Annotated in this window: 26 protein-coding genes; 11 read left to right on the top strand and 15 right to left on the bottom strand. The window is 72.4% G+C overall.

All coding sequences use genetic code 11. The annotated features are described in order from the left end of the window. Window positions 1-6: 6 nt before the first annotated feature. Together ABLE68_RS01445 and ABLE68_RS01440 are read left to right on the top strand one after the other, a co-directional pair. The gene (locus ABLE68_RS01445; RefSeq protein ID WP_348869307.1) at window positions 7-519 is read left to right on the top strand and encodes a nuclear transport factor 2 family protein; all 513 of its coding nucleotides are present in this window, start codon (window positions 7-9) and stop codon (window positions 517-519) included. Beyond that, the gene (locus tag ABLE68_RS01440; protein ID WP_348869305.1) at window positions 516-1,973 is read left to right on the top strand and encodes an LLM class flavin-dependent oxidoreductase; all 1,458 of its coding nucleotides are present in this window, start codon (window positions 516-518) and stop codon (window positions 1,971-1,973) included. Before ABLE68_RS01445 ends, ABLE68_RS01440 begins: the two co-directional genes overlap by 4 nt. On the opposite strand, the gene ABLE68_RS01435 is transcribed toward ABLE68_RS01440, so the two are convergent. The 3 genes from ABLE68_RS01435 to ABLE68_RS01425 are packed head-to-tail and all read right to left on the bottom strand — an operon-like array spanning window position 1,950 to window position 4,509. Next, window positions 1,950-2,759, bottom strand: a complete 810-nt coding sequence (locus ABLE68_RS01435; protein ID WP_348869303.1) for a ceramidase domain-containing protein — start codon at window positions 2,757-2,759, stop codon at window positions 1,950-1,952. The genes ABLE68_RS01440 and ABLE68_RS01435 overlap by 24 nt on opposite strands. A 12-nt stretch (window positions 2,760-2,771) precedes the next feature. Next, on the bottom strand, window positions 2,772-4,070 hold the full coding sequence (locus ABLE68_RS01430; protein WP_348869301.1) for an APC family permease: 1,299 nt from the start codon (window positions 4,068-4,070) through the stop codon (window positions 2,772-2,774). Between the two features lie 40 nt (window positions 4,071-4,110). Continuing rightward, window positions 4,111-4,509, bottom strand: a complete 399-nt coding sequence (locus ABLE68_RS01425; protein WP_348869300.1) for an FAD synthase family protein — start codon at window positions 4,507-4,509, stop codon at window positions 4,111-4,113. Window positions 4,510-4,555: 46 nt separating this feature from the next. Here ABLE68_RS01425 and ABLE68_RS01420 point away from each other — a divergent pair, with 46 nt between their 5' ends. Both ABLE68_RS01420 and ABLE68_RS01415 read left to right on the top strand, forming a co-directional pair. Further along, complete coding sequence (locus ABLE68_RS01420; RefSeq protein ID WP_348869299.1) at window positions 4,556-5,821, top strand: DUF445 domain-containing protein; 1,266 nt, start codon at window positions 4,556-4,558, stop codon at window positions 5,819-5,821. A 14-nt stretch (window positions 5,822-5,835) separates the two neighbouring features. Further along, window positions 5,836-6,084, top strand: coding sequence for an RNA-binding S4 domain-containing protein (locus ABLE68_RS01415; protein ID WP_348869298.1), 249 nt, complete (start codon window positions 5,836-5,838; stop codon window positions 6,082-6,084). 7 nt (window positions 6,085-6,091) lie between these two features. Here the strand turns inward: ABLE68_RS01415 and ABLE68_RS01410 are convergent, their stop codons facing one another. Next, a complete protein-coding gene (locus tag ABLE68_RS01410) occupies window positions 6,092-6,460 on the bottom strand; it encodes an FKBP-type peptidyl-prolyl cis-trans isomerase (protein WP_348869297.1) in 369 nt (122 codons plus the stop codon). A 54-nt stretch (window positions 6,461-6,514) separates the two neighbouring features. Between ABLE68_RS01410 and ABLE68_RS01405 the strand changes: the two genes are divergently transcribed. Further along, complete coding sequence (locus ABLE68_RS01405) at window positions 6,515-7,555, top strand: PP2C family protein-serine/threonine phosphatase (protein ID WP_348869295.1); 1,041 nt, start codon at window positions 6,515-6,517, stop codon at window positions 7,553-7,555. 7 nt (window positions 7,556-7,562) lie between these two features. Here the strand turns inward: ABLE68_RS01405 and ABLE68_RS01400 are convergent, their stop codons facing one another. Further along, window positions 7,563-7,994: a CBS domain-containing protein gene (locus ABLE68_RS01400; RefSeq protein ID WP_348869294.1), complete on the bottom strand. Its 432-nt coding sequence runs from the start codon at window positions 7,992-7,994 to the stop codon at window positions 7,563-7,565. Between the two features lie 39 nt (window positions 7,995-8,033). After that, a complete protein-coding gene (gene hisN / locus ABLE68_RS01395) occupies window positions 8,034-8,906 on the bottom strand; it encodes a histidinol-phosphatase (RefSeq protein ID WP_348869292.1) in 873 nt (290 codons plus the stop codon). Window positions 8,907-8,947: 41 nt separating this feature from the next. Here hisN and ABLE68_RS01390 point away from each other — a divergent pair, with 41 nt between their 5' ends. Continuing rightward, a complete protein-coding gene (locus ABLE68_RS01390) occupies window positions 8,948-9,379 on the top strand; it encodes a DUF2231 domain-containing protein (protein ID WP_348869290.1) in 432 nt (143 codons plus the stop codon). On the opposite strand, the gene rsgA is transcribed toward ABLE68_RS01390, so the two are convergent. From rsgA to ABLE68_RS01370, 4 genes are read right to left on the bottom strand one after another with little or no spacing between them, the layout of a single operon-like run. Continuing rightward, window positions 9,376-10,374 carry a ribosome small subunit-dependent GTPase A gene (gene rsgA / locus ABLE68_RS01385; protein WP_348869289.1) on the bottom strand — a complete coding sequence of 333 codons (999 nt, stop codon included), beginning with the start codon at window positions 10,372-10,374 and terminating at the stop codon, window positions 9,376-9,378. The two genes, ABLE68_RS01390 and rsgA, sit on opposite strands and share 4 nt — an antisense overlap. Further along, complete coding sequence (aroA, locus tag ABLE68_RS01380; RefSeq protein ID WP_348869287.1) at window positions 10,371-11,642, bottom strand: 3-phosphoshikimate 1-carboxyvinyltransferase; 1,272 nt, start codon at window positions 11,640-11,642, stop codon at window positions 10,371-10,373. Before aroA ends, rsgA begins: the two co-directional genes overlap by 4 nt. Window positions 11,643-11,661: 19 nt before the next feature. Next, window positions 11,662-12,186, bottom strand: coding sequence for a DoxX family protein (locus ABLE68_RS01375; protein ID WP_348869286.1), 525 nt, complete (start codon window positions 12,184-12,186; stop codon window positions 11,662-11,664). Between the two features lie 38 nt (window positions 12,187-12,224). Further along, window positions 12,225-13,589, bottom strand: a complete 1,365-nt coding sequence (locus ABLE68_RS01370; protein WP_348869284.1) for a sigma-70 family RNA polymerase sigma factor — start codon at window positions 13,587-13,589, stop codon at window positions 12,225-12,227. A 115-nt stretch (window positions 13,590-13,704) separates the two neighbouring features. On the opposite strand from ABLE68_RS01370, the gene ABLE68_RS01365 reads away from it, so the two are divergent. From ABLE68_RS01365 to rsrA, 5 genes are all read left to right on the top strand, one after another. Beyond that, a complete protein-coding gene (locus ABLE68_RS01365; RefSeq protein WP_348869283.1) occupies window positions 13,705-14,421 on the top strand; it encodes a hypothetical protein in 717 nt (238 codons plus the stop codon). 16 nt (window positions 14,422-14,437) lie between these two features. Beyond that, window positions 14,438-15,190 (top strand): SOS response-associated peptidase, encoded by a 753-nt coding sequence (locus ABLE68_RS01360; protein ID WP_348869281.1) that lies wholly within the window; start codon window positions 14,438-14,440, stop codon window positions 15,188-15,190. Further along, entirely contained in the window at window positions 15,187-15,837 is a 651-nt protein-coding gene (locus ABLE68_RS01355) for an alpha/beta hydrolase family protein (RefSeq protein ID WP_348869280.1), read from the top strand. Before ABLE68_RS01360 ends, ABLE68_RS01355 begins: the two co-directional genes overlap by 4 nt. A gap of 92 nt (window positions 15,838-15,929) precedes the next feature. Beyond that, window positions 15,930-16,556 (top strand): sigma-70 family RNA polymerase sigma factor, encoded by a 627-nt coding sequence (locus ABLE68_RS01350; RefSeq protein ID WP_348869279.1) that lies wholly within the window; start codon window positions 15,930-15,932, stop codon window positions 16,554-16,556. Continuing rightward, window positions 16,556-16,837, top strand: a complete 282-nt coding sequence (gene rsrA, locus ABLE68_RS01345) for a mycothiol system anti-sigma-R factor (protein WP_348869278.1) — start codon at window positions 16,556-16,558, stop codon at window positions 16,835-16,837. The genes ABLE68_RS01350 and rsrA overlap by 1 nt, the downstream gene beginning before the upstream one ends. A gap of 80 nt (window positions 16,838-16,917) precedes the next feature. Here rsrA and ABLE68_RS22270 read toward each other — a convergent pair whose 3' ends face one another. The 5 genes from ABLE68_RS22270 to ABLE68_RS01325 form a co-directional block, all read right to left on the bottom strand. Then, window positions 16,918-16,992, bottom strand: coding sequence for a 50S ribosomal protein bL37 (locus ABLE68_RS22270; RefSeq protein ID WP_369759046.1), 75 nt, complete (start codon window positions 16,990-16,992; stop codon window positions 16,918-16,920). Between the two features lie 82 nt (window positions 16,993-17,074). Next, window positions 17,075-17,434 carry a thioesterase family protein gene (locus ABLE68_RS01340; RefSeq protein ID WP_348869277.1) on the bottom strand — a complete coding sequence of 120 codons (360 nt, stop codon included), beginning with the start codon at window positions 17,432-17,434 and terminating at the stop codon, window positions 17,075-17,077. Continuing rightward, the gene (locus tag ABLE68_RS01335; RefSeq protein ID WP_348869276.1) at window positions 17,434-17,922 is read right to left on the bottom strand and encodes a GNAT family N-acetyltransferase; all 489 of its coding nucleotides are present in this window, start codon (window positions 17,920-17,922) and stop codon (window positions 17,434-17,436) included. Before ABLE68_RS01335 ends, ABLE68_RS01340 begins: the two co-directional genes overlap by 1 nt. Continuing rightward, a complete protein-coding gene (locus tag ABLE68_RS01330) occupies window positions 17,915-19,549 on the bottom strand; it encodes an acetolactate synthase (protein ID WP_348869274.1) in 1,635 nt (544 codons plus the stop codon). The genes ABLE68_RS01335 and ABLE68_RS01330 overlap by 8 nt, the downstream gene beginning before the upstream one ends. Window positions 19,550-19,559: 10 nt before the next feature. Then, window positions 19,560-20,411, bottom strand: coding sequence for a DUF2785 domain-containing protein (locus ABLE68_RS01325; protein WP_348869272.1), 852 nt, complete (start codon window positions 20,409-20,411; stop codon window positions 19,560-19,562). Window positions 20,412-20,438 lie beyond the last annotated feature (27 nt).

The following is a 20,438-nucleotide window of genomic DNA, read 5'->3' as shown; positions in this document are numbered from 1 at the left end:
TCGGCCATGGCCTCCGACCTGCTGAGCGACCGCGACGAGATCCACCGCCTGGTGCTGGCCTACTGCCGTGCCGTCGACCGGCTGCAGTACGACGACATCCGCGCGGTCTACGCCCGCGACGGCATCGACCACCACACCGGCTTCGACGGCAGCGCCGACGAGTACGTCGCCTGGCTGCGCCGCGGACTCCCGCACCTCGGCGGCACCATGCACGTCGTCGGCAACCACCTCGCCGAGGTGCGCGGCGACCGGGCCGTCGCCGAGACCTACGGGACGGCGATCCACTGGGGCACCCCGGCCGACGAGCCGGCCCTCAACTTCACCACCGCCTTCCGCTACGTCGACGACCTGGTCCGCGAGGACGGGGCCTGGAAGGTCAAGGAGCGCTGGGCGATCCGCGAGTGGACCCGCTCCGACGCGGGGCTGCGACGCGACGCCGAGCGACCCGGACCGGCCGGCAGCCGCGACCGCACCGACCGCGTCTACCAGTTGCTCGCTCGGCTAGATTCCGAGGCGTGACCGACTACGGCCAGGACCTCCAGTTCGGCACCTTCCTGACACCCGACGCGGCCGCCCCCGACCGGGTCGTCGAGCTGGCGCTGCTGACCGAGGCGGCCGGGCTGGACCTCGCGACGGTGCAGGACCATCCCTACCAACGTCGGTTCCTCGACGCCTGGGCGCTGCTCGCGACGATCCTGGCGCGTACGTCGAGCCTGCGGGTCACCACCAACGTCGCCAACCTCCCGCTGCGCCCGCCCCACGTGCTGGCCACGACGGTCGCCAGCCTCGACCTGATCAGCCGTGGCCGGGTCGAGCTCGGTATCGGTGCGGGCGCCTTCTGGGACGCGATCGTCGCCGCCGGTGGCCCACGACGTACGCCGGGGGAGGCGCTGCGCGCGCTCGACGAGGGCATCGGCGTGATCCGCTCGACCTGGTCCGCGGGTCCCACGCCGGCCCACGACGTCGAGATCTGGATCGGCGCCATCGGCCCGCGGATGCTCGAGCTCACCGGACGTGTCGGCGACGGCTGGCTGCCCAGCGAGTCCTACGTGCCGGTGGACACCCTCGCCGAGCGCAACGCCCGGATCGACGACGCCGCGGTCGCCGCCGGCCGCGACCCGTCGACGATCCGCCGCCTCTACAACGTGACCCCCTCGACCGACCCGTCGTGGGCCGAGCGCCTGGCCGAGCTGACGCTCACCCACGGGACGAGCACGTTCATCCTCGGCAGCGACGACCCCGACGAGATCCGGCGGTACGGCGTCGAGGTGGCCCCCGCGGTGCGCGACCTGGTCGCCGCCGAGCGCGCCGGGGCGCCGCGCCGGGCACCCGTGCCCGAGCCGGAGGTCGTCATGGCAGCGGGTCCGGCCGTCCGAGCCACCCCCGACGACGGCACCCGCCGCAGCGACCGGGCGCCGTGGGACGAGTCGACCCGCCCGACGTACACGTCACCCCACCCGCCGATCGCCTGGACCGCGCAGGAGCGGGCGACCGGGCAGCACCTGGTCGACGTGCACGACCACCTGCGCTCCGAGCTCGCCCAGCTCTTCGACATCATCGACCAGGTCGAGGCGGGCGCCGTCGACGCCGGCCGAGCGCGGTCGCTGATCAACGCGATGACGATGCGTCAGAACGACTGGGCGCTCGGCGCCTACTGCCAGTCCTACTGCCGCGTGGTCACCACGCACCACTCGATCGAGGACCAGTCGATGTTCCCGCACCTGCGCGCCCGCGACACCGCGCTGGCGCCGGTGATCGACCGGCTCGAGGAGGAGCACCACGTGATCGCCGGCGTCCTCGACGAGGTCGACCGGGCCCTCGTGGCGGTCGTGGCACCGTCCGATCCGGGGCAGGACGACGGGATGGTGCAGCTGCGTGCAGCCGTCGACCTGCTCGCCGACACGATGGGCTCGCACCTCTCCTACGAGGAGCACCAGCTGGTCGAGCCGCTAGCGCGCTACGGCTTCTACTGAGCGTGCTGGCGGACGCTCACTGGCCCACAGCCGGAACAGGAGGTACGCCGACACCGCGTCGAGCAGGTGCCAGGCGGCGTGCCCCTGGAGCAGCGAGTGGGGATCGCACCAGGCGGACTTGGTGACGTTCCAGATCGCGAAGGCCAGCAGGATCGCGCCCAGCGAGGCTGCGCCCCACCACAGGTTCGTGCGGGTGCCACCGCGCCGCCACAGACGGACCTCGAGGACCACCGCGGTCAGCAGCAGCCCCGCGAACGCGACGTTGCCCGGCTGCTCGACGACCGGGACCGTGCCGAGGAGGTTGCCGACCAGCTCGCAGGCCGCCACGAAGAGCAGGAACAGCTGGGCGAAGAAGAGCGTGCTCCGTCGGTACCACCGCATCAGGGCGTACGCCGCCGCGAACGACGCCACGAGATACATGCTCAGCAGGTCGAGCTGCCCGCCCGCCTCGGCCTGCGTGGCGTGCATCGCGGCGCTCGCTGGTCCGAGCAGCACGACCAGGCAGGCGTACGCCGTGGCCAGGCCGGTGTGCCGGGGCAGCACCTCGCCGAGCTGGTCGACCCGACCGGCGCGCCAGGCGACGAGCAGCCCGGCGACCACGAAGCCAAGGTTGGACCAGGTGTTGGCGGGTTGCTTGACCCAGCCGGACCTCGCCGCCTCGCAGAAGTTGTCCCCGCGCCCGACGTCGGGTCCGAGCCAGCCGTAGCCGACGGCGAGCACGAGCAGCCCGGTCGAGAGCACGGCGACGACCGACGCGTAGGCGAGAGGTCGCAGCGAGCGGGTCACCGGCACAGGCTGTCAGGTCACGGCGGCTGGTGGGACAGCACGCGCCGACGAGCGCATCGTCCACGCGATCGCGAGCGCGCCGACCACGACCTGGGGAAGGAGGTACTTCCCGCTGACGGCGAGCAGCGCCAGCGACGACACGAACGACACGACCGCGCCCCGGTGCACCCAGCTCCCGCGCGGCAGCAGCCGGATGGCGGCGGCCGTGCCGACGACGTAGACCAGCGCGAACGCTCCGGTCACCAGCAGCATCGTCCGCTCGAGCGCGATGCCGGTCGCGGCGATCGCGAGCAGGGTGGCCAGCGCGCCGGCGGTGACGACGGCCAGCGACCGCCGAGGCACCTCGCCGGCCATCGCGCCCTCCGCGAACCAGGCCGGGAGCGAGCCGTCGCGGCCGAGCGCCGCACCCAGCCGGGCGCTGCCGGCGAAGTAGGCGTTCATCGCACCGAGGGAGAGCAGCACGGCGACCACGGTGGTCACGCCACGTGCCGGCTCGCCGAAGCCGAGCACGAGCAGGTCGGAGAGCGGCGCCTTGCTCGGCCCCTCGCCCAGCACGGCCACGGTCGCGAAGGCGATGCCGAGGTAGAGCACGCCCATCACCACGATCGCGATCCAGGTCGCGCGGGTGATGTCGCGCGCGGGGTCGCGGTAGTCGGACGACAGCGACGTGACGATCTCCCACCCCGCGAACGCCCAGATCAGCAGCGCGGCGGCGTGGCCGATCGCCATCCAGCCGTGGGGCGCGAACGGGGTCAGGTGGTCGAGCGTGGCGTGCGGCAGCGAGACCAGCGTGGCGACGGCGAGCAGCAGTGCCAGGGCGGCCGCGATGACGAGCTGGACGCGGCCGGAGACGCGTACGCCGTACCAGTTCATGACGGCCACGACGGCGATCAGCAGTCCCGAGGTGAGCAGCTGGCTCTGGCGACCACCGCCGATCGAGTCGGCGACGTAGGCGCCCGCGAAGCCGGCCGCCGCGGGCGCGCCCAGCGGGATCGCGAAGTAGAAGCACCAGCCGATCACGGTCGCGGGCCGGCCGCCGAACGCGCGGCGGATGTAGGTGGAGACGCCGCCGCCGTCGGGGTAGCGCGCGCCCAGCCCGGCGAACGTCGTCGCCAGCGGCACCGACAGCAGCACCAGTGCGACCCAGGCGACCAGGGACGCAGGACCGGCGGAGCGGGCGGCGAGCGCCGGCAGCGAGATGACGCCGGTGCCGAGCACCGCACCCAGGGTGAGGGCGGCGCCGTGAGCGACGCCGAGCCCGCCCGGGTGCGCGGGCACGGCGGCTGGCTCGGGCGGCAGCGGAGCGGTCACGGACCACACCGTAGGGGTCGGCGCCGACAGGCGTGCCCGATCAGCTGCCGCCGGAGATCTTCTCGATCAGGGCGGTCGTCGAGATGGCCGGCGTACGCGTGAGGTAGACGACCTCGCAGATGTCGTTGAACTCGTCGAACCGGCCGGCCCAGTCGTCGCCCATGACGAGGACGTCGGCACCGAACTTCTGGATGTACTCGCGCTTGAGCTCGAGGCTCTCCTCGACGAAGACCTCGTCGACCGGCTTGAGCGCGGCGACGATCGCGAGGCGCTCGGCCTGGCTGAAGACCGGCTCGCGGCCCTTCTTGCGCAGGTTCAGCTCGTCGGCGGAGACGCCCACCACGAGCCGGTCGCCCAGGGCGGCGGCGCGCTCGATCACCCGGAGGTGTCCGACATGGAACACGTCGAACGTGCCGAAGGTGATGACGGTGCGAGACATGCGGAGAAGTCTGACATGGGGTCTCGTGGGGCAGAATCGCGGGACGATGACCGACACCGTCACGATGATCACCCCGGACCCCGATGCCGATGTCGAGCGCCGCAGGGGGTTGCGCCGGATGCGCACCCTCGCGGTGTCGCTCCTGCTGGCCGCTGCGGCGGTCTACGTCGCGACGCTCGACCAGGACGGCTTCTGGGGCTTCGTGAACGCCGGCGCGGAGGCGTCGATGGTCGGTGCGATCGCCGACTGGTTCGCCGTCACGGCGCTCTTCAAGCACCCGCTCGGCCTGCCGATCCCGCACACCGCGCTGATCCCCAAGCGCAAGGACGACCTGGGCCGCGGGCTGGAGGAGTTCGTGGGGGAGAACTTCCTCCAGGAGGACATCATCCGCGAGCGGGTCGCCGCCGCGACCATCTCGATGCGGGTCGGCCGCTGGCTCGCCGTACCCGCCCATGCCCGCAAGGCCGTCGACGAGGCCTCCGACGTCGCTGTGATCGCGCTCGGCCGGGTGCGCGACGACCACATCGAGGCGCTGATCCGCGACGCGATGGTGCCGCGGTTCCACGAGGAGCCGATCGCCCCGCTCCTGGGGAGCCTGCTCGAGGAGACCGTGCGCGACGACCTGCACCACGGGCTGGTCGACCTGACCCTGGACGAGCTCTACCGCTGGCTGGTCGACAACCCCGAGGCCGTCGCCGAGATCCTCGGCGAGCGGGCGCCGTGGTGGGCGCCGACGCGGCTCAACGACGCGGTGATCTCGCGGCTCCACCGCGAGCTGCTGCGCTGGGTCGCCGACATCCGCGCCGACCCGCGCCACGACGCCCGGCTGGCGCTCGACTCGATGCTCGCGCAGCTGGCGCAGGACCTGCTGCACGACCCGGACACGCAGCAGCGCACCGAGGCCCTCAAGGAGCGGCTGCTCGACCAGCCGCAGGTGGTCACGTCCGCGGTGTCGCTGTGGAACGCGCTCCGCCGGTCGCTCACCGCCTCCCTGGTCGACCCCGAGGGCGCCGTACGCCTCCGCCTGCTGCAGGAGGTGTCGGCCTTCGCCGAGCGGTTGGTCACCGACGAGACGCTGCGCGCCCGGCTCGACGGCCTCGCCTCGGACGCCGCGGTCTTCGCGGTCGAGAGGTACGGCGACGAGGTCACCACCGTGATCACCCACACGATCGAGCGCTGGGACGGCAAGGAGGCCGCCCGCCGGATCGAGCTGCACGTCGGCCGGGACCTGCAGTTCATCCGGATCAACGGCACGATCGTCGGCGGGCTCGTCGGCGTCCTGATCCACACGGTCAGCGTTGTGCTCGGGTGAGCGACAATGGCGCCATGAGCGAGCCGATGGACGTCCCGATCCGCGACCAGTCGATCCGGCTGGGTCAGTTCCTCAAGCTCGCCAACCTGGTCGACTCCGGGGCGGAGGCGAAGCCGCTCATCCAGGAGGGCCAGGTCACCGTCAACGGTGAGGTCGACACCCGCCGCGGCCGGCAGCTCGTGCCGGGCGACGTGGTGACCCTGGCCGGGCAGTCCGCCCGGGTCGCCGACGAGGGCACCTTCGACGACGGACTGCCCTGGTAGGTCAGCGTCAGCTGACGCCGAGCAGGTCCACCACGAAGATCAGGGTCTCGCCGGGCTTGATGACGCCACCGGCGCCCCGGTCGCCGTAGCCGAGGTGCGGCGGGATCACGAGCTGGCGGCGACCGCCGACCTTCATGCCCTCCACGCCCTTGTCCCAGCCGGAGATCACCTGGCCGACGCCGAGGCGGAACTGCAGGGGAGCGCCGCGGTTGTACGACGCGTCGAACTCCTCGCCGGTCGAGTGGGCCACGCCCACGTAGTGCACCGACACGGTCGAGCCCGAGGTGGCCTCGGGGCCGTCGCCCTCGGTGATCTCGGTGACGACCAGGTCGGTCGGCGGCTCGGGGTCGAAGAAGTCGATCTCAGGCTTGTCCATGCCGCCCAGCCTAAACGTCCCGCCCGACGCCCCACCGACTGGCAGGATCGTGGGGTGACCTCCCCGCACCTCGGCTCGCGCCGACTCGACACCGGCCTCCTCGCCGGCTTCGTGATCCTGGCCTTCCTGGTGCTGCTCTCCATCACCACGCCCGCGCAACTGGTCGCCGTCTTCGCGGGGTCGGCGATCGTTGCCAGCCTGCTCACGACCGCCCGGCGTACGGCGGTCGTGGCCGGCGCGGCACTGGTGTGTGCCCTGCTGTCCGGCGCCTGGCTCGAGTCGTTCGGCACGTTCGACTGGTTCATCCGGGTCGGGCTGTGCGGTCTGCTGGGGGTGGTCGGCGTCCAGGGCGCCGCGCTGCGCGAGCGGCGCGAGGGTCAGCTGCAGCGGATGACCGTCATCGCCGAGACCGCTCAACGAGCAGTGCTCCGTGCGATCCCGACCGCGATCGGCTCGGTCGGCCTGGCTGCCCGCTACGTCTCCGCGACCGCCGAGGCGCTGGTGGGCGGTGACCTCTACGAGGTCGCTGCCACGCCGTACGGCGTGCGCGTCATCGTGGGCGACGTCCGCGGCAAGGGACTCGAGGCCGTGCAGACCGCGGCCGCGGTGCTGGGTGCCTTCCGCGCCGCCGCGTTCACCGAGCCGGACCTGGGTGCGCTATCGCGGACGATCGACCAGACCCTGGCCCGGATGGTCGGCGACGAGGAGTTCGTGACCGCGATCGTCGGCGAGTTCCACGGCCACCGGGTCACGCTCGCCAACTGCGGCCACCACCCGCCCCTGCTCGTGGTCCGCGACGAGGCCACGACCCTCGACACGGGCGAGCCGACGCTGCCGCTCGGCCTGGGCTCCGACCCGGTCCTGACCGAGCACGCCTGGCCCGTCGGCGCCCGGATCCTCTTCTACACCGACGGCCTGGTGGAGGCGCGCGACAAGCACGGCGACTTCTTCCCGCTCGACGACTTCGCGGCGGAGCTCGGCGCCGGCACGGTGGAGGAGGCGATGGACCACCTGGTCGACCACCTGCTCGCCCACAGCGGTCGCAAGCTCCAGGACGACATGGCGCTGGTCCTCGCCGAGAGCGAGTCCCGCTGACCGCGCGCTAGGTCTGGTGCACGTAGGAGTCGAGCTGGTCGCGCTCGAACTCCAGCTGGTCGATGCGGTGCTTGACCACGTCGCCGATGCTGATGATCCCGACGATCCGCTCGTCGTGGACGACCGGGACGTGACGGATCCGGCGGTCGGTCATGATCTTCATCAGGTCGTCGACCACGGCGTCCTCGTCGCAGGTCTCGACGACCTCGGTCATGATCGCGCGCACGACGTTGTTGACGACCGTCCCCTCGGAGTGCAGGTGGCGCACGACGTCGCGCTCGCTGACGATGCCCTCGAGGGTCACCCCGTCGCTGCTGACGATGAGCGCGCCGATGTTGTGGTCGGCCAGCACGGCGAGGAGCTCTCGGACGCCGGCGTCCGGGCTGATCGTCATGACCTCGCGACTGGCCTTGGCCTGGAGCACGTCACTGATCCGCATCCCACGACGGTAGCCGTGACCGGGCTCACACGCGAGGGGTCAGTCGCGTCGGTGTGTCCGGAGGTCGGAGACCGAACCCGGTCCGGTGCGCAGCGTGTCCGGGTCGTCGTCGTCCGGCAGCGTGCCCAGGAACGAGAGTGCCGCCTCGTGCAGGTGACCGTTGGTGGCGAGCGCGTTGCCGCCGAACGGCCCGTCGGTGCCCTCCAGCGACGTGAACCGGCCACCCGCCTCGCGCACGATGATGTCGAGCGCGGCCATGTCGTAGACCTCGAGCTCGGGCTCGGCCGCGATGTCGACGGCTCCCTCGGCGAGGAGCATGTAGGACCAGAAGTCGCCGTACGCACGGGTGCGCCAGCAGCGCCGCATCAGCGACAGGAAGTCGTCGAGCCGGTCCCGCTCGTCCCAGCCGGACAGCGACGCGTAGGACAGCGAGGCGTCCTCGAGGCGGCGTACGTCGGACACCTGGCAGCGGGTGGCCTTGAGCAGCGAGCGCCCGGTCCAGGCGCCGTTGCCCTTCGAGGCCCACCAGCGCCGCTGCAGCAGCGGCGCCGACACCACGCCGAGCACCACCTCGTCGTCGACCACGAGCGAGATGAGCGTCGCCCAGACCGGGACGCCGCGCACGAAGTTCTTGGTGCCGTCGATCGGATCGATGACCCAGCGCCGCTGGCTGTGTCCGCTCGAACCCTGCTCCTCGCCGGTGATCGCGTCGCGCGACCGGGCCCGCGACAACGTACGCCGGATGCTCTCCTCGACCGCCTGGTCGGCGTCCGTGACGGGGGAGAGGTCGGGCTTGCTCATCACGTGCAGGTCGAGGGCCTTGAACCGGCTCTCGCTGATCGAGTCGGCGTCATCGGCCAGGACGTGCGCCAGTCGCAGGTCGTCGGTGTAGTCCGTGGATTTCGTCGGCACGGCCTCACACTATTCTCATCAACCGCCTCTACCTTGCAGGCATGGAGATCAACGGCCTTCCGCTGCACCCGCTCGTGGTGCACGCGGCGGTCATCTTCGGCCCCCTCGCCGGCATCGGCGCACTGCTGTTCCTGGTCCCGCGGTGGCGGCTGAAGCTGCGCTGGCCGATGGTCGTGCTGGCCCTCGTGGCGACCGGCGCGATCGTCGCGGCCTACCTCACCGGCGACAACTTCCTCGAGCACAAGCCCGAGCTGCGGAGCAGCCCGCAGGTCCAGGAGCACGAGGACCGCGCCGGACAGCTCCTCTGGATCACGATCGCCTTCGGCGTGGTCGCGCTCGCCTCCGGGTGGTTCGCGACCCGGACGGGTGCGCTGCGCATCGTGCTCGACGTGCTGCTCGGGATCGCCGCGGTGCTGCTGCTGGTGTGGGTGTTCCTCACCGGCGAGGCCGGCGCCCGGGCGGTGTGGGGTTAGTAGAGCGGTTCGCTCCGCGCGGCCAGCAGCCGCCGGAACGACTCGACCCGCAGCGGGTCGGCCTCGCCGTTGGCCACCGCCTCGTCGAGACCGCACTCCGGCTCGTCGGTGCCGTGCGTGCAGCCGCGCGGGCAGTCCTCGGTCATCTCGTCGAGGTCCGGGAACGCCTCGATCAGCCGCTCCGGCTGCACGTGCGCGAGCCCGAAGGACCGGATGCCGGGGGTGTCCACGATCCAGCCGCCGTCCGGGAGCGCGAGCATGTACGCCGACGTCGAGGTGTGCCGCCCACGACCGGTGACCGCGTTGACGATCCCGACGTCGCGGTGGGCGGTGGGGACCAGCGCGTTGACCAGCGTGGACTTCCCGACGCCGCTCGAGCCGAGCAGCACGCTGGTCTTGTCGGCCAGCCGCTCGCGCAGCTCGGTCAGGTCGCTGCCGCCCGGCCCCTTGACCTGGGTCACGACCCACGGCACGCCCAGCGACCGGTAGGTCACCAGCAACGTCTCCGGGTCGGCGAGGTCGGCCTTGGTGAGGCAGAGGAGCGGCTGCATGCCCGCGTCGTACGCCGCGACCAGGGCCCGGTCGATCAGCCGCGGCTGCGGGTCGGGGTCGGCCAGGGCGGTGACGACGACGAGCTGCTCGGCGTTGGAGACGATCACCCGCTCGACGGGGTCGTCGTCGTCCGCCGTACGACGCAGGGTCGTGAGCCGCTCACGCACCTCGACGATCCGGGACAGGGAGCCGTCGTCGCCCGAGGTGTCGCCGACCACCCGCACCCGGTCGCCGACCACGACCCCCTTGCGACCCAGCGGGCGGGCCTTCATCGCCATCACCTTGTGGCCGTCGACCAGCAGCGTGTAGCGACCGCGGTCGACGGTGATGACGACGCCGTCGACCGCGTCGTCGTAGGTGGGTCGTTCCTTGGTGCGGGGGCGCGTACGTCGACGGGGACGGTCGTAGTGCTCGATGTCCTGGTCGGAGTAGCGCCCGGTCATGGGGTGACGAGCCCTGACCAGAAGCCCGCGAAGTCGGGGAAGGTCTTGCTGGTGGTCGCGACGTTCTCCACCAGGACGCCGTCGACCGCGGCCGCGAGGATCACGCCGGCGTGCGCCATCCGGTGGTCGGCGTAGGTGTGGAAGACCCCGCCGTGGAGGGGAGCGGGACGGAAGCTCAGCCCGTCGTCGTGCTCGGTGACGTCGGCGCCGAGGGCGCCGAGCTCGGTGGCGAGCGCGGCCAGCCGGTCGGTCTCGTGACCGCGGATGTGGGCGATCCCGCGCAGGTGGGACGGGCCGTCGGCGAGGGCGCAGAGCGCGGCGATCGCGGGCGTCAGCTCCCCGACCTCGTGGAGGTCGGCGTCGATCCCGAGCAGCGTCCCGCTGCCGGTCACGCGCAGGCCGTCGTCGCCGAGCTCGACCTCGCAGCCCATGGTGGTGAGGATCTGGCGCAGGGAGTCGCCCGGCTGCGTCGTCGAGCGCGGCCAGTCGCGGACCGTGACGGTGCCACCGGAGACGGCCGCCAGGGCGAGGAACGGAGCGGCGTTGGAGAGGTCGGGCTCGATCAGCCGATCGACCGGCTTGACCGGTCCGGGCGCGACGGCCCAGCGATCGGCATCGGCGTCGTCGACCTCGATGCCCTGCTCGCGCAGCATCGCGACGGTCATGTCGATGTGGGGGAGCGACGGCACGGGCTTGCCCTGGTGGCGTACGTCGACGCCGTCGTCGTAACGCGCTCCCGCCAGCAGCAGCGCGGAGATGAACTGCGACGACGCGGACGCGTCCACGACCACCGTCCCGCCGCGGACTGCACCGGAGCCGCGGACTGCGAACGGCAGGGCGTCGCCGTCGACCCCGACGCCGAGCGTGCGCAGGGCGCCGAGGATCTCGCCGATCGGCCGCTGGCGCATGTGCGGGTCGCCGTCGAACGACACGGTGGCGGTCGACAGGCCGGCGATCGGCGGCACGAACCGCATCACGGTTCCGGCGAGCCCGCAGTCGACGGCGGCGTCGCCGTCGAAGGCACCGGGCGTCACGACCCAGTCGTCACCGGAGGTGTCGACGTGCGAGCCGAGCGAGGTCAGGGCGGCCGCCATCAACGACGTGTCGCGCGATCGGAGCGCACGGCGTACGACGGACGGGCCGTCGGCGATCGCCGCCAGCACCAGCGCGCGGTTGGTGAGCGACTTGCTGCCGGGCAGCGAGACGACGGCGTCGACAGGGTGGGCGGCACGGGGTGCCGGCCAGGGGTCGGGTACGGCGTCGCTCACGCCCCGAACCCTATCGGCGTCAGCCGATGCGGGCTCGGGCGAGTCTCGCCTCGCGGCGGGCGTCGTGGGCCAGGCGCTTCGCCTCGCGTCGGGCGTCACGCACGCCGTGGCGCGCCCGCCAGGCCACGCCCGGCTTCCCCTCGGTGTCACCGGCGGCGATGATCAGGCCCCCGACGAGCGAGACGTTCTTGAAGAAGTGCAGGCGCTGCTGGGTGCGGGTGGCGTCGTCCTCGTGCTCCCAGAAGCGGTGTCCGGCCGCGGTCGTCGGGATCAAGGACGCAGCGAGCACGGCGGCCGAGAGACGCGGGGCGCGCCCGGTGGCCAGTGCGAGCCCGGCGGCGATCTGGACGCCGGCGTTGATCTTCACCAGCGTCTCGGGGTCCTCCGGCAACGGGATGCCCGCCTTCTTCGCGAGGGGCACGAGGCGCGAGGTCACCGGGTCGGCCTTGGCGGCCGTTCCCGAGGAGTTCTTGAGGGCGGTCGCCGCGCCGACGACGAAGATCGACGCGAGCATCGGGCGGGCGATCAGTCTGCTGACGGTCATGCTCACTCCTTACCCGGCTGGGCCGCCGGGCAAGCCTGTCAGCGAGCGCCGGGGACCGGGATCGTGACCGAGACCGTCGGCAGCGGCTGCCCGGCGATGCCGAGGTCGACCCCGACGCCGATCCCGTCCGGGTCGGCCGCGATGGTCGCGCCGACGTGGACCAGCGGCGACGGATCCGTGGTGCGCGGCTCGTCAGGCGGGCCCTGGCTCGGCTTGTCCGACGGGCGGGAGGTGGGGCCCGAGCTGGTCGGGTTGCTCGTGGGACCGGTCGTGGTCGGGTCGGCGGTCGGCGGCGTGGTGGGGGTGGCAGTCGGCGAGACGGTCGGCGCCGAGCCGGTGAGCGGGTTGCTGACCGCGGTGCGCGAGGACGTCCGCTGGTCCGGCGTACGACGCGCCGGGCTCTGCTGCTGACCCGCGGTCGGCGTGCTGCCGATGATCGGCGTGTCCTGGGCGTCGGGCACGGGCCGGTCGCCGTGGTGGAGGGTGAGCACCAGCCCGGCGACGACCGCGGACGCAGCGGCGCCGGCGACGGCGGCGGTCGGGCCGTGGGTGACGACAGCGTCGCGGGCCCGGCCGAGGAGGACCAGGACGCCACCGGTCGCGGTGGCCGCGCCGCCGGCGGAGCCGGCGAGGTAGGCCGCAGCCGCTGCGCCGAGCAGCAGGGGGGCGAGCACGGCCCGGAGGTCGGAGTTGACCTCGGCGAGCTCGAGATAGATCGCCGCGCACGCGCGGCACTCCTCGAGGTGCTGCTCGACCCGGGCCGCCTCACGACGCGAGAGTCCACCGCGGACGTAGCTGCCGAGCTGGGCGCGGGTGCGCTCGCAGGCGTCGTCGTCGGCGGTGCTGGCGTGCATGGAGAGATAGGCCTGGCGCAGTCCCTCGCGGGCGCGGTAGGCGAGCGCGGAGACGGAGTTGGGGGTCATCCCGAGCAGGACGGCGACCTCGGCCGGCTTCTGCTCCTCGACCTCGGTGTGCCACAGCACCAGCTGCCAGCGCTCGGGCAGGGCCGCGAAGGCACGGGCGGCGGCGCCGCTCTCGAAGCCCTCGACCGCGGTGTCGCGGAAGGGCACACCCGGGTCGAACGGGGTGAGGTCGTCGGTCGTGTGCAGACGCGAGGTGGCCCGGATCCGGTCGACGTGGAGGCGACGTATGGCGGTCAGCAGGTAGGCGCGGAAGGCCAGGTCGGGACCGCCGCCACGCTGCAGGACGACCAGCACCTTGGCGAAGGCCTCGGAGACCAGGTCGTCGACGTCGGGACCGGGCACCAGCTGTCGTCCGAGGCGTCGCGCGGCCTCGACGTGACGGGCGAACAGGTCTCCGTAGGCGTCGACGTCGCCACCCCGAACGGCAGAGATGAGCTCGGCGTCGCTGGGGCCGTCGATGGTCGAGACGGGGGCGGCCACGCAGGCTCAACGGACGAGGTGCCAAAAGATCACGCAGAAATTGTTACGAGTTTCGCGTCATGGGTCACAGCGACCCGCGTTCCATCCCCGGCAGACCAACAGAGGGGGAGCCACCGTGGGACGGATCTCGACGCGCAAGCGCCGGACGGCCACGGGCGATCCCGAAGCAGGGCGGGAACTGTCCTCGGAGCTGCGGGCGGCGTTGCCGCCCCGCTTCGAGGCAGTCGGGGAGGCCCTTGCTTCGGGATCGGGCACGGTGGTCGCCTGCGAGGTCGCAGGCGCCACCCTCGCCCGGGACGGTCTGTCCCTGGCCGAGGTCATCGACAGCCTCGCCACCACCTCGCGGCTGGTCCGTGGGACCGAGCCGTCGCTCGAGGAGACCCGAGCACTCGCCGTGGCCTGGAGCGACGCGGCGCTCGGCTACCTCCACGGGCTCTCGTGCGAGGACCCGCTCACCGGGCTCGCCAGCCTCGCTCACCTGCGCAGCCGGCTCGCCGACCACTACCGCGCCGACGAGGGCCGTCACTCCCACGCACTGGTCGTGGTCGCGGCGCCGGCCCCGACCGGCGACTCGCTGACCCGCTCGATGCGGGTCGCGCAGCTCGGCGCGACCGTGCGCACCGTCTTCACCGGCGCCGAGACGATCAGCCACATCGCCCCCGGGCGACTGGTCGTGCTGGCGCCGCGCGACGAGCGGATCGCTCGCCGCGTCGGCCTGCTCCGCAAGATGCTCGAGGGGACCGCCGACCCGCATGCGCGGATCTGGATCGAGGGCCTCCCCGACACCGACGACGCGGCCGCCGCGCTGCTCGACGAGCTCGCCCGCGTCTGACCTCTACAGTGGCCGCATGTGCGGCCGCTACGCGTCCAGCCGGCGCCCCGAGGACCTCGCCGAGGAGTTCGACGTCCTCGACATCCGCGTCCCCGCGCCGCTGGCGCCCGACTACAACGTCGCGCCCACCAAGGAGGTCTACGCCGTCGTCGAGAGACCGCCGTCGAAGGAGAGCGAGGAGCCGCCGCAGCGACAGCTCCGGGCGCTGACCTGGGGTCTGGTGCCGTCCTGGGCGAAGGACCCGTCGATCGGCAACCGGATGATCAACGCGCGGATGGAGACGGTCGCCGAGAAGCCGGCGTACAGACGGGCCTTCGCGAAGCGTCGCTGCCTGCTCCCGGCGGACGGCTACTTCGAGTGGTACCCCACCGAGCAGAGGACCAAGGCCGGCAAGCCGCTCAAGCAGCCGTTCTTCATCCGACCCAAGGACCACGGCGTGCTGGCGATGGCCGGTCTCTACGAGATCTGGCGTGACCCGACCAAGTCGGACGACGACCCGGACCGCTTCCGCTGGACCTGCACGGTGATCACCACCGACGCCGAGGACGACCTCGGCCACATCCACGACCGGGCACCGCTGATGGTCGAGCGGGACCGCTGGTCCGCCTGGCTCGACACGACCGCCGAGGGACCGGACCTGCTCGACCTCCTGGTGCCGGCCGCCCCCGGTCGGCTCGAGGCCTACCCGGTGTCGACGCTGGTCAGCAACGTGCGCAACAACGGGCCCGAGCTGCTGGAGCCGCTGCCCCTCGACGGAGCCTCGTCGTGACCAGCCAGGAACGCCGGATCGACACCCCTCAGGGCGAGGCGCGCCTGGTCACCGATCGCGCGCGCTCGCCGGTCGCCACCCTGCTGCTCAGCCACGGTGCCGGCAACGGCATCGACACCCGCGACCTCGAGGCGCTGGCGACGCACCTGCCGCGCAACGGCATCACCGTGGTCCGCCTCGAGCAGCCGTGGAAGGTCGCGGGCCGCAAGGTCGCGACGGCGCCTCCGACGCTCGACCAGGGCCTGGTCGCCGCCGCGAACGCGCTCCGCACCCGGACCCCGTTGGTCGTGGGCGGTCGCTCGGCCGGCGCCCGGTCGGCCGCCCGGTGCGCCCACCAGCTCGGCGCGAGCGGGTGCCTGGCGCTCGCCTTCCCGCTCCACCCGCCGGGCAAGCCCGAGAAGTCGCGGTTGCACGAGCTGCGCGGCGCCCGGGTCCCGATCCTGGTCGTCCAGGGCGAGCGCGACACCATGGGGCGACCGGAGTCGTTCCCTGCGGACCTCGACCTCGCCGTCGTGCCCGAGGCCGACCACGGCTTCAAGGTCCCCGCCCGGGCCGGCATCACCGAGGCCGACGCGATGGAGATCATCGTCGAGGCCGTCCTGGAGTGGATCGTGCGCGAGGTCACCGGCGGGGGCCAGGCTCCCTGAACGCGGCAGGGGAATGACCGGCGAGGTCGGTGTGTTCTTCTCACATGCTGGCAGTGCTCGAACCCCCCACCACGGGGCTACCCTGGGACGTAATGACTGATCCCATCGAGACGCCCCCTGTGGACGTCGACACCGAGACCGAGGCCGAGCGCTCGGCCCGCTTCGAGCGGGACGCGCTGCCGTTCCTCGACCAGCTCTACTCCGCCGCGATGCGGATGACCCGCAACCCCGCGGATGCGGAGGACCTGGTGCAGGAGACGTTCGCGAAGGCGTACTCCTCCTTCCACCAGTTCCGGCCGGGCACGAACCTGAAGGCCTGGCTCTACCGCATCCTCACCAACACCTTCATCAACAACTACCGCAAGAAGCAGCGGCAGCCGCAGCAGTCGATGTCCGAGGACGTCGAGGACTGGCAGCTGCACCGCGCCGAGTCGCACACGTCGAGCGGCCTGCGCTCGGCTGAGATGGACGCTCTCGAGCACCTGCCCGACTCCCAGGTGAAGGACGCGCTGCAGCGTCTGCCCGAGGAGTTCCGGTTGGCGGTCTACCTCGCCGACGTCGAGGGCTTCGCCTACAAGGAGATCGCCGAGATCATGGAGACCCCCATCGGGACCGTGATGTCCCGCCTGCACCGAGGACGCCGCCAGCTGCGCGACCTGCTCTCGGACTACGTCCGCGACAACGACCTGTTGACCGTCGGTCGCGACGGGGGCAAGTGATGAGCCACCAGCACCCCGGCGAGCCCACGGCCGGCGACTGCGCCGACTTCTTCGAGCGGATCGTCTACTTCATCGACAACGAGCTCGACGAGGCCGACTGCTCCGAGGTCCGCGTGCACCTCGACAGCTGCAACCCCTGCCTGGAGAAGTACGACCTCCAGCGGACCGTGAAGTCCGTCGTCGCGCGCTCCTGCTCCGAGGCCGCTCCCGACGACCTCCGCCAGCGGGTGCTGCTGCGGATCCGCGAGGTCCAGGTCCAGATCCAGGTCACCGAGAGCTGAGTCCCGGCGTCCGACAAAGCAACGAGCCCCCGGCCTGATGGCTGGGGGCTCAATGCATTTCGACGTGCTCGGTGATGCGCTCAGGCGTTGGGGCGCTTGCCGTGGTTCGCGCCCTTCTTCTTGCGAGCGCGGCGCTTGCGGCCGGTCTTGCCCATGGTGTTCCTCCTGATCGGGACGTGTCTGGCCTCGAGGGCCAACGGTCAGTCTCTCAAACAACCCGACGGTGGTCGAATCGGGTCAGACCCGCGACATGAACCGCTCGGCGTCGACCACCACGCGGGTGATCTCGCCGGTGCCGATCACCTTCCCACCGACGTTGCGGGCGCCGACGGTGAAGCGGTGCAGGCGCCCGTCGACGTACGACGCGGACGCGGTGACCTCCACCTCCTGGCCGACGGCGCTGGCGGCGACGTGCTCGAGCTCGATCCGGGTGCCGACGCTCGTCGATCCGGCCGCCAGGGTCGGGTCGATCGCCGCGCAGGTGGCCGCTTCGCACCAGGCCAGGAGCCGGGGCGTGCCGAGCACCGGCAGGCTGCCGGAGCCGACGGCCGACGCCGTGTCCGACTCGGTGACGGTGAAGCGCAGCGTGGCGTCCATCAGAGCTCCTTGCGGAAGGCGATCAGGTCGACACCGGGCAGCGGCGACCAGTCCCGCTCCGGCATCCTCTCGAAGCCGAGCCGGCCGTAGAGGCGGTGCGCGGCGCTCATCGCCGACAGGCTCGACATCACGATGGCGTGGCACCCGGCCTCGCGGAAGCGCGTCAGGACCAGCTCGGTCAGGGCGGCGCCCACCCCGGCGCCCCGCGCTGCGGGCGAGACGGCCAGCATCCGGAACTCACCCTCGCCGGGTTCGCCGATCTCGCGCCACGCGGAGCCCTCGGGCGTCACCGTGACGGTGCCGACGATCGCACCGTCCTGCTCGGCCACCCACAGCTCTGCCTCGCGATCGCGCCGCGCGGCGTCGCGCAGGTGGTCGAGGTAGGGGTCGTCCGGGCCGAGCGTGAACTCCTCGTACGCCGCGACGGTCACCTCGCCGACAGCGCCGAGGTCCTCGGGCCTGGCGCGGCGGACGAGGACGTCAGACACCGAAGCTGCTGCGCGGGTAGACGGCCTCGACGTCGGTGATGACGTTGACCAGGTAGGGGACGTTGGCAGCGAAGGCACGATCCAGGGCCGGCCCGATCTGGCGCGGGTCGGTGACGGTCTCGCCGCCACCACCCAGCGCCTGCACGACCTTGTCGTACGGCGTGTGCGGCGCGAGGTCCGCGATCACGTCGTAGCCGTAGAGCATCTGCATCGGGCCCTTCTCGAGGCCCCACGCGGAGTTGTTGCCCATCACCATCACGACCGGGAGGTTGTGGCGCACCAGGGTGTCGACGTCCATGAGCGAGAAGCCGGCAGCGCCGTCACCGAGCAGCAGCACGACCTGGGACGACGGACGGGCCAGCCGGGCGGCGATCGCGGCACCGAGGCCGGCGCCGAGGCAGCCGTAGGGACCCGGGTCGAGCCAGCCGCCGGGTCGCTGGGGCTCGACGTACTTGCCGGCGAAGCTGACGAAGTCACCGCCGTCGCCGATGACCACGGCGTCGTCGGCCAGCCGGGGGAGCAGCTCGCCGTAGATGCGGGCCGGGTGGATCGGGTCGGCCTCGGCACCGAGCAGGGCGGCGTCGCGCTCGGTCGCGGCAGCGACGGAGGCCTGCAGGTCGCCGACCCAGGCGGACCAGTCGGGACGGGCTGCCGCTCCCTCGAGAGCGGTCTGCAGCCCATCGAAGACCGAGGACAGGTCACCACTGACCGAGCCGGCGAGGGTGGCGTGGCCGGACAGCTGGCCGGGAGAGTCGGCGACGTGGACGACCTGGGCCTCGCCGAACACGCCGTACCCGAGCCGGAAGTCGAGCGGCGTGCCGACCACGACCACGAGGTCGGCGCCCTGGAACGCGGGACCGCGTGCTTTCGTGACCAGCAGCGGGTGGCCGCCCGGGATGATCCCGCGGCCCATGCCGTTGGTGATCGTGGGGATGCCGACGGCCTCGACGAAGCGGAGCGCGACCTCCTCGGCGTGGTCGGCCCACACGTCGGTGCCGAGGATCAGCACCGGGCGCGTGGCCGCTGCGAGCAGACCGGCGATCGTCGCGATCGCGTCGGGGTCCGGCTCGGCGCCGCGCGGGGCGGTGACGGTCGGGATCGGGCCCGAGGCGGAGTTGAAGAGCTCGTCCATCGGGACGTCGATGAAGACCGGGCCGCGGTGCGAGGACGCGGCCGTGACGAAGGCCTCGTGGACGCCGTCGATGACGTCGCCGGCGGTCGGGATGGTGCGCGCGAGCTTGGAGACCGGCGCGAAGATCGGCGGCTGGTCGAGCTCCTGGAGGGCGCCGGTGCCCCAGCGGCCCTGAGGTGCGCGGCCGCCGAGCAGGACCATCGGCGAGCCGGCGAACTGGGCCTGGGCCACCGCGCTCACGCCGTTGGTGACGCCCGGCCCGGCGGTGAGCACCGCGAGCCCGGGCACGCGGGTCAGCTTGCCGGTCGCCTCGGCCGCGAAGGCCGCCGTCTGCTCGTGGCGTACGTCGAGCAGCCGGACCGGCTCGTCGGCCTTGACCGCGCCGTCGTACACCGGGAAGACGTGGGCGCCCGACAGGGTGAAGAGGGTGTCGACGCCGTGGGCCTGGGCAACCGCGACGGCGAGCTCGCCGGCGTGCCCGGTCAGATCTGACATGAGCGTCAGGTTACTCACCCGTAGTGGTGAGGAACCCGTGGTTCGTCTTCTTGAGCGCGTCGATGACCACCAGCAGCAGGTCGGAGCGGACCTGCGGGGGCCGGGCGCCCAGCGACAGCTGGAGGTAGAGCGACCGGAGGAAGGCCTCGGCGTTGCCGCCGACGAGGTAGGGGTCGCGGTCGTCGTACGACGAGCGGGTCGCCGCTGCGGCGCCGATCCGGGCGATCCACGGCTCGAGCACCCGGAGCGGGACGACGTTGCGCCGCAGCACCGCCATCGTCGCGAGGGCCAGCCGGTCGGGCTCCCCACTGCTGAAGAGCACGTCCACCGGGAGCAGCAGCCGGTCGGCGATCACGTCGAGCAGGACGGTGAGCTCGGGGGTCGCCAGGTGCGGCGAACGGGCCAGGATCGCGAGGGTGTCGGCTCCGTGGGAGACGGCGTGCGCCCAGCCCTTGCCGGGGACGAAGCCGCGCAGGTCGCGCTCGCGCAGCAACCAGGTCGTGAGCCGGTCGCCCCACTCGAGGATCTTGCCGCCCGGCAGCAGCGGTCGGGCGTTGTCGCGGCCGATGCACTCGCCGAGCACGAGGGCCGAGAAGCTGCGCCGGAAGACCGTGTCGGTGTCCCTCTCGCCGATGCCGACGAGGAGGCCCGTGGCCATGCCGTCGCCCAGCCCGGCGAGCAGGTCGTCGTAGACCCCACGGTCGATCCAGGTGGTCAGGGCGGGGTACGCCGTACCGTCGCGCAGGGCCGGATCCGGGTCGCCGAGCATCCGGGTCAGCTCCGCCGTCAGGTCGTCCAGCGGCCGGTCCGTCGGGACGGCCAGCCCCCCTGCGTGGACGTCTTGCCAGTAGGACCCGGACATGACGGCCATCCTGCCAAAGCCCGGGCA

Origin of the sequence: Nocardioides pollutisoli (assembly GCF_040045055.1) — a bacterium.
GTDB classification, from domain to species: Bacteria; Actinomycetota; Actinomycetes; order Propionibacteriales; family Nocardioidaceae; genus Nocardioides; species Nocardioides tweenelious.
This window is presented reverse-complemented; position numbering and strand designations above follow the sequence as displayed.